Origin of the sequence: Undibacterium umbellatum, from assembly GCF_014284125.1 — a bacterium.
In the GTDB taxonomy this organism is placed as follows: domain Bacteria; phylum Pseudomonadota; class Gammaproteobacteria; order Burkholderiales; family Burkholderiaceae_D; genus Undibacterium; species Undibacterium umbellatum.
In genome coordinates this window covers 1-255 of the sequence record NZ_JACOFX010000095.1, presented here as the reverse complement: position 1 = coordinate 255, position 255 = coordinate 1, and the positions used below count along the sequence as shown (strand labels likewise).

General features: G+C 48.6%; 1 pseudogene. It reads left to right on the top strand.

Annotated features, from left to right (window positions below):
- Positions 1 to 16: 16 nt before the first annotated feature.
- Positions 17 to 255, top strand: a pseudogene (locus H8L47_RS29335) (hypothetical protein); the annotation flags it as partial.

The window sequence follows — 255 nt, the reverse complement described above, 5'->3', positions numbered from 1 at the left end:
CTCGATAGAAACACAAATGGACCAACGGCATGGCGCACATATGGCAGCTAATCTGATCAAGAAACTGACTTGTGATGAGATAGACACAATGGGCTTGGGTGAGATGGAAGCCATGGCGCTCAAGGCAAATCTGTCTGTCATGCATGCCCTTAACGCGCAAATCGTTCACATCGAAAAAACACTGGCAAAGGTCTGTGCTACTCACCCAGGGTTGTCATTACTCAAAAGCGTCGCTGGCATTGGTGATACGTTGGC